This is a genomic window from Caballeronia telluris (assembly GCF_001544495.1).
GTDB classification, from domain to species: Bacteria; Pseudomonadota; Gammaproteobacteria; order Burkholderiales; family Burkholderiaceae; genus Caballeronia; species Caballeronia telluris.
Genome location: NZ_FCNZ02000031.1, coordinates 16,891 through 32,732 on the forward strand (window position 1 = coordinate 16,891; position 15,842 = coordinate 32,732).

The following is a 15,842-nucleotide window of genomic DNA, read 5'->3' on the forward strand; positions in this document are numbered from 1 at the left end:
TTGAACATGCCTTCGACGAGCGCCACGACGCGCGCGCTGCAAAGCGTTCCGTGGCTCGTGGCGCTGTGCCTGCCGCTCGTCGTCGATGCGAACACCAGCGGCAATCTCGCGTACTGCCTCCTGTGGGCGTTCAGCGCGCTCGGGCTCGCCGCGATGTGGGGCTACGGCGGCATCCTGTCGTTCGGGCAGACCGCCTTCTTCGGACTGTCGGGCTATTGCTACGGGATCTTCACGCTGAATTACGGCGACACGTGGTTCGATTCGTGGCTTGGTCTCGGCGCGGGGCTGGTCGCGAGCGTCGTCGCCGCGGCGCTGATCGGCTACATGATTTTCTATGGCCGCATCAAGGGGGTGTTCATCGGCATCGTCACGCTTTCGGTGACGCTCGTGCTCGAAACCTTCATGTCGCAGACGGCGGGGCCGCAATGGGCGATCGGCGAGGCGCGTCTGAACGGATACAACGGCATGGGCGGCATGCCGCCACTGACGATCCCCTGGCCGGGCGGGCCCCTGACGCTGGAAAACGCGAGCTTCTATTACCTCGTGCTGATCCTGCTGATCGTGGTCTATGCAGCGATGCGCAAGCTGCTCGACGGCACGTTCGGCCTCACGCTCATCGCCATTCGCGAGAACCCGCAGCGTGCGGAGATGCTGGGCGTCGATATCCGCCGCCATCAACTGCTGGTGTTCGTGCTCGGCTGCACGCTCGGTGGATTGTCCGGCGCGCTGTACACGATCTGGGGCTCCTACATCACGCCATCGACGATGGGCCTCACCGCCGCGGCGATGCCGGTCATCTGGGTCGCGACGTCGGGCAGGAAGAGTATCGGCGGGACCATACTCGGCACGGCGTTCCTCGTGTGGCTCTCGCAAAGTCTCGCGGTGTACGGCAGCCAGTATGCGCTGATCCTGCTCGGCGCGATTCTGCTGATCGTCGTGCTGGCAGCGCCCGAGGGTTTGCTGCCGTTCGTGTCGCGGCAGCTGCGTCGTCTGTCGAGCCGCAACAACGTGGCCGCGCGGCACGGCCGTACTTGCATCAGGCGAGAGGAGGGCAAGTCATGACCACGCTGCTGGAAACGCGCGGACTCAAGAAGCACTTCGGAGGCGCGCACGTCATCAATGGCATCGACTTCAAGATCGACGCCGGCGAAATCCGCTGCGTGATCGGGCCGAACGGCGCGGGCAAGAGCACGTTCTTCAAGCTCATCACCGGCGAGCATCATCCGTCCGAAGGCAGCGTGAGGTTTCTCGGTCAGGACATGAGTCATGTGCTGCCGCACGAACGCATACGCATGGGCATGAGCATCAAGTTCCAGATTCCGGGCGTGTTCCCGGATCTGAGCGTGCGCCAGCATTTGCAGTTGTCGCTGCATCGCGCCAGGGACGACCGCCCTGAGAGCCTCGAAGAACTCTTGCAGCGGTTCATGCTGGAGAACGAGGAGGACGTGCTCGCGCGCAACCTGTCGCACGGCAAGAAGCAGTGGCTCGAAATCGCGATGGCCGTTTCCCTGCGCCCGAAGCTGCTGTTTCTCGATGAACCGGTGGCGGGCATGTCGGTCGAGGAGACGCACGCGACGGGCGAGCTCATCAAGCGTCTGTCGGCGGCCGGGCTCACGATGATGGTCGTGGAGCACGACATGACCTTCGTCAAGCAGATCGCCTCGCGCGTGACGGTGCTGCATGGCGGCCGTCTGCTCGCTGACGGGCCGCTTGAGGAGATCCTCGCACGTGACGATGTCGCGGAAGTCTATCTGGGGAAGAAGAAATGAGCGCGTTGCTCGAAGTGTCAGGCGTGGAAGCGGGTTACGGCGGCGGACGCGTGCTCAACGGCGTGTCATTCGGCGTGGGACGAGGCGAAGTGCTGGCGCTGATCGGGCGCAACGGCGTGGGCAAGACCACGTTGATGCGCGCGCTCATCGGCCTCGTCAGGCTCGATGCCGGGCAAATCTCACTCGACGGCGACGCGATCGGCCACGAGAAACCGTACGTTCGCGCGCAAAAAGGCATGGGCTATGTGCCGCAGGGTCGGGAGATTTTCGGCGCGTTGACGGTCGCGGAAAACCTTCAGGTCGGCGCGCAGGCGAATCGCGCGCAAGCGGCGAAAATGAGAGAGAAAGTCGTCGGCTATTTTCCTATTCTGAAGAATCGCTACGAGCAGAAAGCGGGAACCATGAGTGGCGGCGAACAGCAGCAACTGGCAATCGCTCGCGCGCTCATCAGTGCGCCGAAGGTGCTGCTGCTGGATGAGCCGTCGGAGGGCATCCAGCCATCGATCGTCGACCTGATCGGCGAGACGCTGCAGCAGATCGCGCGCGAGACGGGCATCGGCGTGGTGCTCGTCGAGCAGGACATGGGCATGGTGGAACGCATCGCGACGCGCTGCTGCGTGATGGACAAGGGCCGTATCGTCGACACACTGAGTCCCTCGCAGCTCGGGGACGAACAACTGATTCGCCAGTACCTGGCACTGTGACGGAGAACAGAAGATGAAATGGCTTGAAGAATCGATCATGATGAAGCGCGGTGTCGGCGCCGATCGTGAACCGGTGGAACATCATCTCACCGAGGAGATGCAAAAGACGTATCACTACACGATCGGTCCGTACTCGCAGCCGGTGCTGCACGTGAAGCCGGGCGATCGCGTCGTGGTCGAAACGCGTGATGCCTTCGAAGGCAAGATCAAGGAGGAGACGGACAAGCCGTCGCAGGTCCTGCAGGTGCCGTTTCTCAATCCGCAGAACGGGCCGATCATGATCGAAGGCGCGGAGAAGGGCGATGTCGTCGCCGTGTATATCGAGAAGATGGCGCCGCGCGGCGATGACCCGCACGGCTTTTGCTGCATGATCCCGAACTTCGGCGGCCTGACCGGCACCGATTACACCGCGCTGCTCAACGAGCCTTTGCCGGAAATCGTGCGCAAGATCAGGATCGACGAAGAGAACGTATACTGGAGCAAGCGCAACACGCTCCCATACAAGCCGCATATCGGCACGCTCAGTCTTTCCCCCGAGATCGATTCGATCAACTCGCTCACGCCCGACAATCACGGCGGCAACATGGACGTGCCCGACATGGGCCCGGGCAGCATCACGTACTTGCCGGTGCGTTCGCCGGGCGGGCGGCTCTTCATCGGCGATGCCCATGCCTGCCAGGGCGATGGCGAGGTCTGTGGCACAGCGGTCGAATATCAGAGCACGACGACCGTTCGCGTCGATCTCATCAAGCACTGGAAGATCGACTGGCCGCGCCTCGAGAACGAGGATGCATTGATGAGCATCGGCAGCGCGCGGCCGCTGGAGGACGCGACTCGCATCGCCTATCGCGAACTCGTATTGTGGATGGCCGCCGAATACGGCTTCGACAAGTGGGACGCGTACATGATGCTGAGCCAGGTCGGCAAGGTTCGCCTGGGTAATTTTGTCGATCCAAAATATACGGTCGGCGCGATGGTCGCGAAGCACTACCTCAAGTGACACATTAGCCGATTAGATCAGAGGCAAGACGATCAACGCGCGGCGTCCGTGCCGCGCGCATTCGAGAGGGTGTCACGAAATGGCTTTATCCGATCCCATCCGAGTGGGCCTTCTTTGCTCGACAAGTGGCTCGACCGCCTTGCTCGAGCAGTCCCAGTGGCGCGGCGCGTGCCTCGCCATCGAGGAGATCAACGCGCGCGGCGGCATCGCCGGGCGCGAGCTCGTCGCCCTTCATTACGACCCCGCTTCGGACCCGGCTGCGTTTCGCGAGCTTGCGGAGCGGCTGATCGTGAAGGACGGCGTCAACACCATTTTCGGCGGGTACACGTCGACCAGCCGCAAGGCGATGCTGCCCGTCGTCGAGAAGCACAATCGACTGCTGTTCTACGCGCAGATGTACGAGGGCTTCGAATATTCCGACAACATCATCTATAGCGGCGCCTCGCCGAATCAGAACGGCGTGCAGCTTGCCGACTTCATGACGGAAAGTTTCGGCGCGCGGGTCTATTTCGTCGGTTCGCGCTATGTCTATCCGTATGAATGCAATCGCACGATGCAGGAACTCCTGCTTCAGCATCCCGAAGGCGCGATTCTCGGCGAGCGCTACCTCCCGCTCGACGCGACGCGCGGTCAGTTCGCACAGGTCGTCGCGGACATCAGGCGCAAGTCGCCCGACTGGATCTTCTGTACGGTCATCGGTGCGACCGTGCCCTATCTCTACGATGCCTATGCGCACGCGGACTTCGATCCGTCCCGGGTGCCCATCGGCAGCCTCAATACCTCCGAGACCGAGATTCATGCAATGGAGCCGGGCATTGCGGCCGGGCATTACACGGCCGCGCCTTATTTCCAGAGCATCGACGCGGCGGAGAATCATCGCGCCGTGCGCCATCATCAGTCGCGCTTTGGCGCGGATACACCCACGGACATGAACTGGGAGGCCGCGTACTATCAAATGCACATGTTCGCCGAAGCCTGCGCCCGTGCGGGCTCGGACGAGATCGGAACCATCATGCCGCATCTCCTCGGCTCGGAATTTGCCGCCCCGCAAGGCCGGGTGCGGATCGATCCAGTCAATCATCACATGGCGCTCTACCCGCGCATCGGTCGCGCCAACGCGGACGGCCAGTTCACCATTCTGCGCGAATCGAAATTCGCCGTCGGCCCCGATCCGTACATGACGCGCCAGACGCTCGGGGACTGGGTGACGAAGCTGAGCACGCGGGACTACTGACGTGAGCCCGCGAACGGACAGAGGCCAGCGAAGCCTGACGAGCTCGATCCTCGAACGCAATGCTCGCGTCGTCGTCTTCCATCCGGATGACGACGACGGGCAGACGCTCACCAACCATCTGCGGCGCATCGGCTTTCAGGTGGAACGTTACTGGCCGCCGACCGACACGCTGCCCGACAGGACGGACCTGGTGTTTCGCGCGTTGCTGCCGGAAGAACGCGCGCCGAAGAGCGAGTGGTCCGGACCCGATGCGCCGCCCGTCATCTGCGTGGTGAGCTACGAGAATCCGACCTTCATCGATCAGGCCATCAAGATGGGTTCGGACGGCATCGTCACGACGCCGATCCGCGCGTCGGGGCTGCTATCCAGCGTGGTGATGGCGCTGTATCACGCGAAGCGCGCGCGTCAGCATTCGCAGCGCATCGCCAAGCTCGAGCAGAAGCTGCTCGACAGCCGGCATCTGCAGGAAGCGAAGGACATTCTGATGACCATGCACCGCGTGAGCGAACGCGAGGCGTACGACATGCTCCGCGCGCAGGCGATGGAGAAGCGCGTGACCATCGACGATATCTGCCACTCGGTCATTCAGGCGAGCGACGTGCTGCAGATCACGCGCGGTATGGCATCGGAGGCGCGGCGCGAGAAGGAGTGAGCGCGCCGTCGAACGTTACTCATGGATACGCATAGGAGCGACCAGCATGGACCTGCAACTGAAGGGCTTGAAGGCGATCGTGACCGGCGGCACCAAGGGCATCGGCCTCGCGATCGCGCGAACGCTTGCCGCGGAAGGCGCGGATGTCGCCATTTGCGCGCGCGACGCAGCCAGCGTCGCGTCGGTGGCGAGCGCGCTGGCGGAAATCAGCGGCGCGCGCGCCTCTGGCGCGGCCGTCGACGTGTCGGATGGCGAGGCGCTGAAGGCGTGGGTCGCGAGCGTCGGCGCGCAGTGGGGCGGACTCGACATCGTCGTAGCCAACGTCAGCGCGCTGGCGATCGGCAACGACATCGAATCGTGGCGCAAGGAGTTCGAGACGGATCTGCTCGGCACGGTCAATCTCGTCGATGCCGCGATGCCGTTCCTGACGGCAAGCAAGGCCGCATCGATCGTCGCGATATCGAGCGTCTCGGCACGCGAGATCGATTTCGCCGCAGGGCCGTATGGCGTGTTCAAGGCCGCGCTCGTGCATTACATGCAGGGGCTCGCGAATCAACTGGCATCGAAAGGCATTCGCGCGAATACGGTGTCGCCCGGCAACGTGTATTTCGAAGGCGGCGTGTGGGACTGGATCGAGCATAACGATGCGGCGCTGTTCGAACGCGCGCTTGCCCTCAATCCGACCGGACGCATGGCGAGGCCGCAGGAGATCGCCAATGCCGTGGCGTTCATCGCGAGCCCGGCCGCGAGCTTCGTGAGCGGCGCGAACTTCGTCGTCGACGGCGCGCTCACGCGCGGCGTGCAACTCTGAGGCAGGGCCAACTCAACAGGAGCATCGAATGGAAAAAGGCAGTGCGATGGACTTCGACCTCGACAACCTGACGGTCGAGATCGTGCAGGAGGGTTTTCGGGCCGGCAGGTTCACGGCCGAGCAGCTGGCGCGCGCCTGCTTCGAGAGGATCGAACGCTATAACGGCAAATACAATGCGCTGATCTTCCTGAACCCGGCGGCAATCGACGATGCGCGGAATATCGACGAACGGCGCGCTGCCGGCGAGCCACTCGGCCCGCTCGCGGGGGTGCCGGTCGTCATCAAGGACCCGATGGATATGGTCGGTTTTCCGACCACTGCGGGATGGGCGAAGCTGTATAGCAAGAAGGGCGGCATCGACCTGATGCCCGAGCGCGACGCACCGGTCGTCGCGCGCATGCGGCGCGCGGGCGCCATCCTGCTCGGCAAGACGAACGTCCCCATCCTGAGCCATATGGGCACGCACGCGAACGACAGCTGGGCGGGGCCCACGATCAATGTCGTGATGCCCGACCGCGCACCAGGAGGCAGCAGCGCGGGCACGGCGTCGGCGGTGGCGTCGGGCATGGCGGTTCTTGGACTTGCCGAAGAAACCGGCGGGTCGATTCAGAATCCTGCTTCCGCGCAGGACCTCGTCGGCATCAAGCCGACCATCGGGCTGGTTCCGAATGCAGGCGTCGTGCCGCTGTCGGGCAATCGGGATGTCGTGGGACCCATCGCGCGCAACGTCAGGGACGCAGCGCTCTGCCTCGACATCCTCGCGGGATATTCGAGCGAAGACCCAAAGACGCTCGCCGGCGTCGGACGGCTGCCGGAAGGCGGCTACGCGGCGCAACTGGACAAGCATGCACTGAGCGGCAAACGCATTGGTCTGTACGGGCCGGGATGGCGCGCGCAGCCGCTTTCCGATGAAGCCGCGACGCTGTATGAGCGAGTCAAGGGCGAACTCACTGCGCTGGGCGCGATCCTTATCGACGATCCGTTCGACGGCTCCGGATTTGCCGAATTGCGAAAGCCGACCCCGCCGCTCCGCAATTTCGACGCGCGCGGCCTCGAATCGATTCCATACGATCTCGAAAAATATCTACAGCGGCTCGGCAAGCATGCTGCGCTAAAAACCTTTGCGGAATTTGCTGAAGCGACCCGGGACGAAGACGCTTTCGGTAAAGACGGCGTGCTGCACTATATGCAGAGCCTCGCGGACTTCAAGGCTGCGCTGGCCGATCCGTCGTTGCCGCCGGAGATGCCCGAGTTCGTCGAACTCAAGGCACATTATCTAAGCATCTTCGAGAAAGTCATGAACGGGCATCAACTCGATGCACTCATTTTTCCGCAGATGCGATGTGAACTTCCAGCGCTTCACGGCAAGGAAACCATCCAGGAGACGACGGTCGGTGAGATCAACATTGCAGGGCTGCCGGGCATCGCGGTACCGGCGGGCTATTACGAGTCCGGATCTCCGTTCGGGCTGATCTTCGTCGGTCGCCAATGGGATGAGGCGGCGCTGCTTGGATACGCCTATGCGTATGAGCTTGGCGCGGGCGCTCGGAAGGCTTCGATACTGGATTGAATCGGTTTGCGCAATGAATGTCCCGGAGGCGAAGTTTAAGCGCGCCGTGACATGTTCAGCCCCCGGCGAGTCGGGGGAGACCGAGCGGCTCGCGTGCATCGTCGCGACGGCTGCCCGCCGAGCCCAACCAGCGCACTGTCGAGATACGGCACGGCCGCGAGCCAGCCGACCGACACGATGTCGATCGTCGACGCCTGCTTCAGGATCGACGGCAGCCACATGATGAAGCCGTACACACCGATGCTCCACAGCGCGTGGATGGCGCAGCACTTGAGCACGATAGACGAGCGAAACGCGGTCTTGTAGTCGCGTACCGGTGCGATGTGCGCCTGCTCGGCCTTGAGGCGCGCGGCGAGTTCCGTCTTTTCGGCTTCGCTCATCCACGGCGCATCGGCGGGGCGGTCCTTCACCGTGAACCACCAGACGATGGCCCAGGCGATCGCCGGCAGCCCTTCGATGACGAACATCTCGCGCCAGCCGAAGCTATGGACCAGATAGCCCGACACGACCGACATCCACAGCACCGTCACCGGATTGCCGAGAATCAGAAACGTGTTGGCACGCGAGCGTTCGGTGCGCGTGAACCATCGGCTGATATACATCAGCATCGACGGCATCACGGCCGCCTCCACCACGCCGAGCACGAAGCGCAATACCATCAGCATCGGAATGTTGCTGACCATGCCGGTCGCCGCCGCGCACAGTCCCCACAGGATCAGGCTGAAGAAGATCAGCTTCTTCACGCTGTTGCGTTGCGCGTAGATCGCGCCGGGCACCTGAAACAGGCAGTAGCCGAGAAAGAACAGCGAGCCGATCAGCGACGACATGCCGTGCGTGATGCCGAGATCCTTGTCGATCCCGGCGGCAGCGGCAAAGCCGTAGTTCGCGCGGTCGAGGTAGGCGAGGCTGTAAGTGATGAAGATGATGGGCATCAGATACCACCATCTTTGGGGTGCCACGGGTTTGACGCTTTCCATGATGTCTCCGGATCGTTACTGCAAGCGATGGGTTGGGCGCGGGCTGTTCTTCTTGTTCCCGCGAAGTCCTGGGTTTAGAGCACGGCGAGCCAGCCGCCGTCTACATAGATGATCTGGCCGTTCACATAGCTCGATGCCTGCGACGACAGGTACACCGCTGTGCCGACGAGCTCTTCCGGCTTGCCCCAGCGTTGCGAGGGATTGCTGCTCTTGACCCACGCATCGAAGGCGGCGTTGTCGACCAGCGCCTGGTTCATGTCGGTGAGGATGTAGCCCGGGCCGATCGCGTTCGCCTGAATGTTCGACGACGCCCACTCGGCGCTCATCGCGCGGGTCAGCATCTTGATGCCGCCCTTCGCCGCCGTGTAGGCACCGACCGTCGCGCGGGCGCTTTCGCTCGTCAGCGAGCCGATGTTGATGATCTTGCCGCCCGTGCCGCGCGCGATCATGCGGCGCGCCGCCTCTCTCGCGACGATGAACGCGCTCGTCAGGTTCGTGTCGATCACGCGCTGCCAGTCGGCGAGTTCGAGTTCGACGAGCGGCTTGCGAAACTGGATGCCCGCGTTATTGATGACGATGTCGACCTGTACACCGTCCTTGTCCCATTGCGCGAATGCGTCGGCGACGGCTGCTTCGTCGGTGACGTCGAAGGCGCGGCCTTGCGCCTTGAAGCCTTTGCTTTCGAGCCGGTTCGTCGCTTCGGCAACGGTTTCGGCGCGCGTGCCGTTCAGGATCACGGCGGCGCCCGAACTGGCGAGCCCTTCGGCTAGCGCGAAGCCGATGCCTCTTGCGGAGCCCGTCACGAGCGCTGTGCGGCCGCTCAGATCGAATAGCGATGTCATGCGTTTTCCTTTCGCGTGTTGATCAAGGCGCGAGTGCGCCCCTCGCGGCCGGCTTGCCGGTCGCGATGAATGTGTGCGTGGGTTGCGGCGCCTAAGCGCTCAGGCGGGCTTCTCGTTGACGGTGCTGTTCAGCGCAGCCCGATCCTCGAAGTCCTTCTCGGCGCGCCGGATGAGCGTGAGGACCGCTTGCTCCGCGGCCTTCGGATCGCCTTTCTCGATCGCGATGCAAAGCGCTTCGTGCATCGGCAGCGAACGGGCCGGGCCGCCCGCGATTTCCGAGCTGAGTTCGAAGCTCGTGCGCAGGATCGCCGACAAGGCATTCTGCATCTGCTGCACGAACTGGTTGTGGCAGGCGGTGAGGATCGCGCCGTGGAAGGCGAGGTCGGCGGGAACGTACTCGCCGTGGCCCGCGACGGCTCGTTCCATCGCCTTGTAAGCGCGCCGCACGGCCTTGCGGTCATCGTCCGTGGCGCGCTTGGCGGCGAGCCTGGCGGCATTCGGCTCGATGATCAGGCGCAACTCCATCAGATCCTCGATGAGGCCGGGGTCGAGCGTTCCCGCTCGTGCGCGCCAAGTGATGACGTCCGGATCGAACAATTGCCATTGCGAGCGCGGGAGCACGATCGTGCCGTAACGGCGGCGTACTTCCAGCATGCCTTTAGCGGAGAGCGATTTCATCGTCTCGCGGATCGTGATGCGGCTCACCTGCATCTGCTCGGCGAGCACGGGTTCGGCGGGCAGAATCTCGCCCGGCGCGAATTTGCCGGAGCAGATCTGCTCGCCCATTCGATTCAGAACCTGCCGGTGAAGGGTTGCCATTGTTGTCTCTCTAGGTCATACGTATGATGTAGAAAGATAGTTGGGAAAATGGGTTGCTTGCAATGCGGGAAGACCCGCAGGAAGGGAGCGGCGTGATTTGCGCCGTGTGGCGGCTCACCGAGCCAAATCTGATGGAACCGCGCGTCTCATCGAACGGTCCGATCCAAGCGCCCCGACGCGTGCGCGACGTCGAGTGCGCCCTCGTCGCTTGCGCCAACATGAATTAGGCATACGAAATACTAAGGATAGCTATCTATACAGACTGTGCATGCATCACCTAGAAAGCCGGTGCGTGACCAGCCGATGATTGCCGGGTGCGAGTCGCCTATCGACGTTCGTCAAGCCATGCGCGTATCCGCTTGGCAACACTGATGGGCTACAGCGCTTCTTCCCGGCTATTTCGCGCTGGCCACGTAGCTTTTGTCAGCTGTGGAGCGCAGGGCCTGGAGATAATCCCCTCGAAGTCAGCTAGTGCTTCGCGCCGCATCGTCAGCCGTCTTCCTGTAGTCCATCGCGTCGCGTGGACCAGCAAGACCAAAGTGACTCGCGAGTGTGTCAACGACGTTATCGGCCATGCGCAGGCGCGTTTCCTCGGTCGCCGAGCCAATATGCGGCGTCAGCACAAGTCGACGATCCTGGATAAGTGCTTCCGGAACTACCGGCTCATGTTCGAAAACATCCAGTGCGGCACCGGCTATTTTGTTTGCCGCAAGGGCAGCGATGAGTGCGCTCTCGTCTATGACGGGACCGCGGGAAATGTTCACGATGTACCCGCGAGGACCGAGCGCATCGATGACAGCGGCATCGACCAAGTGATGTGTTGCAGACGAAAGCGGACAGGTCAGGATCAGCATGTCGCTGTCTCGCGCCAGCCGGACCACGTCGTCGTAATAAGGGAGGTCGATCTGCTTACGGGCAGGGCCGAAATACGCAATGCTTGAGCCGAGCGCCTGCAATCGCCTGGCAATCGCCGAGCCGATCGTGCCGAGTCCGACAATCCCGATTTTCATGCGCGAGATGGAGCGGCCAAGGCGGTAGTGCTTCTCTTCCGGCCAGCGTCCGGCGCGAACGAAGGCATCTGCATTCACGAAGTCACGGGTGACGGCAAGCGCGAGCCCAAGGGCCGCATTCGCCACGTCTTCGGCGAGGATGCAAGAAGTCGTCTCGATCCTGATCTTTCGCGCCCTGGTGGCCTCGACGTCCACGTTGTCGAGACCGGCGCTGTAGCTGGAAATGATCTCGAGGGCAGGAACGGCGTCGAGGAATGCGGCGTCGATCTTCGTTTTGCGCAGCGCGATGGCACGAATCTCATGCCCATGCTCTTCGAGAAACGCGGAAGCGGATGTGGGTTCCTTCGGCAGATCGAGGACCCTGAAAAGCGCTTTAAGCTCTGCGTTCGTGCGCTCAGGCAATTCGGCCGCATTCAGGATGGTCGGTTTAAGCATATCCGGTGATTGCATAAGTTGAAATCGATTGATGTCAGGACCGCTCACGCGCTCATCTTTACGCGTTCGATCTTTCCCATGAAGAACAGATAGATCACGGCAGCGACAAGACAGTGCGCAGCAACGAAATACAGTCCGGCCGTGTAGGCGCCCGTCGCCTGAACGATGTATCCGAAGACGATCGGGGTCACGATACCGCCGATGTTGCCGACGCAATTGAAGATCGCACCCGCGAGACCCACCGCTTCGCGCGGCGCCGTATCGCTGACGATGGCCCAGGTGCCTGCGCCCGCTGCCGCACCCTTGCCGAAGAAAGCGAGTGCCATCAGCAGCACGACCACCGTGTTGCTTTCGGCGAACGCTGCCAGGACGAGGCTGCAGCCCACCGACATGCCAACGATATACGGCGTCTTGCGGGCCCATGAAACGCTCCATCCGCGACGAATCAGCCAGTCCGAAATGGCGCCGCCCGCGATGCCACCGAGGAAGCCCGAAATGGCCGGGATCATCGTCGCGATGCCTGCCTGCATGACGTTCATGCCGCGCGCCTGGACGAGATAGATCGGAAACCAGGTAATGAAGAAGTAGCTCAAAGCGATGGTGCAGTACTGACCGATATACGCGCACCACAGCATCCGGTTGCCGAGCAGCATCCGCGCCATGCCCCGCGACAATCTCGGACGGGCCGCCAACTCCCGCTTGGAGTCGATGTCGACCATCGCGCCGCCCGCGATGATGTGGTCGAGCTCGCTTTTCGATACACGGGGATGGTTGCGCGGCTCATGCATCATGACGGCCCACCCGCCTGCCGCCGCGATGCCGATCGCGCCCAACGCGAAGAACGGGGCGGGCCAGCCGAATTTCGCCACGAGCCAGCCGGCGAACGGAGAGAAGATCGCCACTGCAAAATACGATGCCGATGCAAACAGCGACGTCGCAAGGCCACGCTCCTGTTTCGGGAACCACATCACGGCGACGCGGCTGTTGGCCGGGAAGCTCGGTGCTTCGATCAGGCCGAGCGCGAAACGCAGCGCAAAGAGCAGGCCAAGCGCCACAGAAACGTCCGACGTGAATTTGCCGATGAAGCCGACCAGCATCGTCGAGATGGACCACAGAACGAGCGTCGAACCATAGATCATCTTGGTGCCGAGACGATCGAGCAGCAACCCGCCGGGTATTTGACCCACGACGTAGGCCCAGCTGAAAGCCGACAGCACATAGCCCAACTGCACGGGACTCAGGCCGAATTCCTTCGAAATGCCCGGGCCCGCGATGGAGAGAATGGCGCGATCGGCGTACGCCACCGTAGCCAGAAGCAGAATCATGGCGAGGATCGTATATCGCGTGCGGGTCGTTCGGTCCGAAGCGGTCGCTATATACTGACTGGTACGTTCTGACGCCATCGATGTCTCCTTTTATGTCCCTGAACGGTCGCAAAAGACGGAGCCGCGACACCATGTAGCAAGCAGCGCTGCTGGCGTCGGGACAGTTTCGCGTAGTTCTTTTGAGGGTGGTTTATGTGACGCATTAGACCCACCCCATCCATCGTGGTCAATCTTGATTGAGATAATCAACGTGAAGCACTGGATGACCCAGGAAGAAGCCTGTGAGGCCTTGGGGGTGCGCCAGCAGACGCTGTATGCCTATGTCAGCCGCGGACAAATCGAAGTTCGCGGGAACCCGGCTCATTCGAATCGCAAGCTCTACAGGGAAGCGGACATCGCGGCGCTGCTTAGCAAACGCAAGCTGGGACGCGCGCGCAAGTCCATTGCCGCAAGCACGATGGCGTGGGGCGAACCCATCGTCAGCACGCGGATCTCCACGATCGTTCGGGGACGGCTGTATTTCCGTGGCACTGACGCCATCCAGCTCTCCGACCATGCAGCACTGGAAGCGGCCGCCCAACTCCTGCTGGACTCGGTGACGCTGCCATACTTTCCATCTTTCCCTGCCGTTCATGGCATCGAAGCTTCGCAGGCACGCGCTTATGCCGCGATCGGGCACGCCGCAGCCGAAGGGAATTCGGCGCAAGGGCTCGCGGTTGTCGACATGTGCCAGGAGGCGGCGGCGCTGATCGGCCGACTCGCGAGCGGCTTGGTCGACCTGCCTGCGGGAGCGGAACCACTTCACTTGAGAATCGCGCGTGCCTGGAACGCGGACGGGCATGCGGATCTCCTGCGTAGGGCGCTGGTGATGCTTGCCGATCAGGAGTTGACCAGTTCGGCGTTTGCCGCACGCGTGACGGCGTCCACGGGTGCGTCGCTCGGCGCGTGCATGCTTTCGGGTCTCGCGACGCTGTCCGGAGTCTTGCACGGCAACGCCAATGTGCGAGTGCGAGCCTTTTTCGATGACGTGAAGCAGTCCGGCATCGAGACCGCGGTGCAACGCTGGATGTCGAGCGGCGCGCCGCTGCCGGGGTTTGGGCACCCGCTCTATCCGCAAGGCGACCCGCGGGCGCAGGCGCTCCTTCGGGCCTTCGAGCCCTCTGAACAGTCACGCACGCTGATTGCGGACGTCGAGAGTCTGACGGGGCTGAAGCCAGCGATCGATGTGGCACTCGCTTGTCTGGCGGACTACTGCAAACTGCCCGACGGGGCAGCTTATTCGCTATTTGCGATTGGCCGAAGTGTGGGCTGGATGGCTCACTCCATCGAACAGTTCTTGAGCGGTTCTCTTTTACGCCCCAGAGCGCATTACATCGGCCCGGCGATTGACGAGATCAAGGACATTTCAGAATAGCCCCGACATCGTGTGGCTCCCAAGTTCAAATGTCGTGTTGTAGTGAGACAGGAGAGGTGGCCGCGCAAATTCGGACAGCCGGATATGTGGAGCGTGGGGGCCTGAGCCAACGATAACGGCGTATCCAACCTGATTGGTAACGCGGCAGACGAGCTGTTTATCAACGATGGATCAAGCTCATATCCGCGCGTTGGTTACCGCATTTCATCTTTCCGTCACGGGCTACTTCGCTCTTAACGACGGAGATCACGCAGTCGCGTGCTCACAAAAAAATCTCGAGTGTTCCCCACATCGCGCCCGGTGCCGCGTTACCGACCAGGTGGACGATAGAGATCTTGCGAACAGCTCGAGGGCGGTACGCCCTCGGCAATGAGGGCGCGCAGGCGCGCGGCGAGGCTGCTGTCGTTCAGTCTTGAAAACGATCCGCCAGTGTGCCAGCGCCGATAAGACGCTGCACGAACCCCGCTTGCGCGTGCTTACTTCGCCGAGATGTCGATGTCGCCGAGATACTGCTTCGCGTACTTGCCGATAGTGCCGTCCGCCTTGACCTTCTCGATGGCTGCGTTGAGCTTCGCCTTCAGCGCGTCGTCGCCCTTGCGCACGCCATAGGCGATGCCGCTGCCGAGGATCTTGTCGTCGCGCACGGGCGCGCCGGCGAAGCTGTAGCCCTTGCCGTCCGGCTTCGAGAGGAAGCCGGTTTGTCCGGCGGGCGCGAGCACGAGCGTGCCGTCCAGCCGTCCGGCGACGAGATCGGTATAGGCCTGGTTCTGGTCCTGATACGCGACGACGTTCACGCCCGCGTTCGCCCAGTGCGCCTTGGCATACGTTTCCTGGATCGAACCCTGCAGCACGCCGACGCTTTTGCCCTTCAGCGATTCGACGCTCGGTTGCAGGCCGCTGCCGGTCTTAGCGATGAGCTGCGTCGGCACGCGATACACGACGGTCGTGAAATCGATGGCCTGGCGGCGCGCGTCGGTGGCGTTCATCGCGGAGTTGATCGCGTCGAACTTGCGGCCTTGCAGCGCGGGAATCAGGCCGTCGAAGGACGTCTCGACCCACTGGCAGGTCATCTTCGCGGCGGCGCAAACGGCCTTGCCGACGTCGATGTCGAGCCCCTGCAACTCGCCCGTCGACGACTTCGATTCGAACGGCGGATATTGCGCTTCGAGGCCGAAGCGCAGCGTGTCGGCGGCGAACGCCGCGGTGCAGCCGAACGAGCAGGCGAGCACGACGGCCGCCGCCAGCTTGTGATTCAGTCTGAGCATTCCTGAGTCTCCCGG

Annotated in this window: 14 protein-coding genes and 1 pseudogene; 9 read left to right on the forward strand and 6 right to left on the reverse strand. The window is 62.6% G+C overall.

Annotated features, from left to right (window positions below):
* Positions 1 to 6 precede the first annotated feature (6 nt).
* The 8 genes from AWB66_RS27455 to AWB66_RS27490 all read left to right on the forward strand — a co-directional run bounded on the left by AWB66_RS27455 (position 7) and on the right by AWB66_RS27490 (position 7,740).
* Positions 7 to 1,062 (forward strand): ABC transporter permease subunit, encoded by a 1,056-nt coding sequence (locus AWB66_RS27455; RefSeq protein WP_087633261.1) that lies wholly within the window; start codon positions 7 to 9, stop codon positions 1,060 to 1,062.
* A complete protein-coding gene (locus tag AWB66_RS27460; RefSeq protein ID WP_087633232.1) occupies positions 1,059 to 1,769 on the forward strand; it encodes an ABC transporter ATP-binding protein in 711 nt (236 codons plus the stop codon). Before AWB66_RS27455 ends, AWB66_RS27460 begins: the two co-directional genes overlap by 4 nt.
* A complete protein-coding gene (locus AWB66_RS27465; RefSeq protein WP_087633233.1) occupies positions 1,766 to 2,473 on the forward strand; it encodes an ABC transporter ATP-binding protein in 708 nt (235 codons plus the stop codon). Before AWB66_RS27460 ends, AWB66_RS27465 begins: the two co-directional genes overlap by 4 nt.
* A gap of 13 nt (positions 2,474 to 2,486) precedes the next feature.
* Entirely contained in the window at positions 2,487 to 3,473 is a 987-nt protein-coding gene (locus AWB66_RS27470) for an acetamidase/formamidase family protein (protein WP_087633234.1), read from the forward strand.
* A gap of 79 nt (positions 3,474 to 3,552) precedes the next feature.
* Positions 3,553 to 4,707 carry a transporter substrate-binding domain-containing protein gene (locus tag AWB66_RS27475; RefSeq protein WP_087633235.1) on the forward strand — a complete coding sequence of 385 codons (1,155 nt, stop codon included), beginning with the start codon at positions 3,553 to 3,555 and terminating at the stop codon, positions 4,705 to 4,707.
* 1 nt (position 4,708) lies between these two features.
* Positions 4,709 to 5,359 carry an ANTAR domain-containing response regulator gene (locus tag AWB66_RS27480; protein ID WP_087633236.1) on the forward strand — a complete coding sequence of 217 codons (651 nt, stop codon included), beginning with the start codon at positions 4,709 to 4,711 and terminating at the stop codon, positions 5,357 to 5,359.
* A gap of 46 nt (positions 5,360 to 5,405) precedes the next feature.
* Complete coding sequence (locus tag AWB66_RS27485; RefSeq protein ID WP_087633237.1) at positions 5,406 to 6,170, forward strand: SDR family NAD(P)-dependent oxidoreductase; 765 nt, start codon at positions 5,406 to 5,408, stop codon at positions 6,168 to 6,170.
* Between the two features lie 28 nt (positions 6,171 to 6,198).
* Positions 6,199 to 7,740, forward strand: a complete 1,542-nt coding sequence (locus tag AWB66_RS27490) for an amidase (RefSeq protein WP_087633238.1) — start codon at positions 6,199 to 6,201, stop codon at positions 7,738 to 7,740.
* Between the two features lie 119 nt (positions 7,741 to 7,859).
* Here AWB66_RS27490 and AWB66_RS27495 read toward each other — a convergent pair.
* From AWB66_RS27495 to AWB66_RS27515, 5 genes and pseudogenes are all read right to left on the reverse strand, one after another.
* Positions 7,860 to 8,717 (reverse strand): annotated as a pseudogene (locus AWB66_RS27495) (MFS transporter); the annotation flags it as partial.
* Positions 8,718 to 8,791: 74 nt separating this feature from the next.
* Positions 8,792 to 9,559: an SDR family oxidoreductase gene (locus AWB66_RS27500; protein ID WP_087633239.1), complete on the reverse strand. Its 768-nt coding sequence runs from the start codon at positions 9,557 to 9,559 to the stop codon at positions 8,792 to 8,794.
* Positions 9,560 to 9,658: 99 nt separating this feature from the next.
* Positions 9,659 to 10,378, reverse strand: coding sequence for a FadR/GntR family transcriptional regulator (locus tag AWB66_RS27505; protein WP_087633240.1), 720 nt, complete (start codon positions 10,376 to 10,378; stop codon positions 9,659 to 9,661).
* Positions 10,379 to 10,842: 464 nt separating this feature from the next.
* Positions 10,843 to 11,871, reverse strand: coding sequence for a 2-hydroxyacid dehydrogenase (locus tag AWB66_RS27510; RefSeq protein ID WP_235021256.1), 1,029 nt, complete (start codon positions 11,869 to 11,871; stop codon positions 10,843 to 10,845).
* Positions 11,868 to 13,226 (reverse strand): MFS transporter, encoded by a 1,359-nt coding sequence (locus AWB66_RS27515; protein ID WP_087633242.1) that lies wholly within the window; start codon positions 13,224 to 13,226, stop codon positions 11,868 to 11,870. Before AWB66_RS27515 ends, AWB66_RS27510 begins: the two co-directional genes overlap by 4 nt.
* 184 nt (positions 13,227 to 13,410) lie before the next feature.
* Between AWB66_RS27515 and AWB66_RS27520 the strand changes: the two genes are divergently transcribed.
* Positions 13,411 to 14,562 (forward strand): citrate synthase family protein, encoded by a 1,152-nt coding sequence (locus AWB66_RS27520; protein ID WP_087633262.1) that lies wholly within the window; start codon positions 13,411 to 13,413, stop codon positions 14,560 to 14,562.
* A 476-nt stretch (positions 14,563 to 15,038) separates the two neighbouring features.
* On the opposite strand, the gene AWB66_RS27525 is transcribed toward AWB66_RS27520, so the two are convergent.
* A complete protein-coding gene (locus tag AWB66_RS27525; protein ID WP_087633243.1) occupies positions 15,039 to 15,827 on the reverse strand; it encodes an ABC transporter substrate-binding protein in 789 nt (262 codons plus the stop codon).
* Positions 15,828 to 15,842 lie beyond the last annotated feature (15 nt).